1 protein-coding gene is annotated in these 524 nt (G+C 58.4%); it reads right to left on the reverse strand.

The genetic code is table 11. From position 1 onward, the window contains the following. Window positions 1-524: contractile injection system protein, VgrG/Pvc8 family (locus ACTHUT_RS21690; RefSeq protein WP_440386836.1), on the reverse strand; the 524-nt coding region annotated here is incomplete at both ends.

Raw genomic sequence — 524 nt, forward strand, 5'->3', positions numbered from 1 at the left:
TAGTTTGACGCGGTAACGGCCCATGTCGTCGATATAGGCGTAGGTGCAGTTCTCCGCCGCAGTTACACGTGCGGGTAGTGTGCCGGCGATATGCGGACGCGGGGTGATGCGTTCGGGACGGTAGGCGAGTTGGGCGGGGATGGCGGTAAAGGTGTGGCTGTAGGCGGTATCGCGGCTGCCGCTGTGTTCCATGCTGAGTACCAGCCAGCCGTCGGGGGCTTCGGGGAAGGAGACATCGGTTTGGAACACTTTCATCGGTGTCATGGAGACAACGTTGCCGCTGCCGGCAGCGACGGTTTGACGGCAGAGGTTGGCTTCGTTCAACAGGGTCGTCTGAACTTGGGCTTCGTCGGTTGTTTTAGGATGAAGGCCCCAATGCTGCTGTTTGCCCAATAAAACGGTATTGTCGGCTGATTCTTCGGACTGTTTGTTGTCGGTTTCGGCAAAGAGGTCGGTATCGGCACTGCGGTAGTTGTAGTCGGCCGTGCGTATGCCTTCGACGATGGGGTTGTGACGGATGCTGA

It is taken from the genome of Neisseria sp. P0022.S010, from assembly GCF_051956635.1.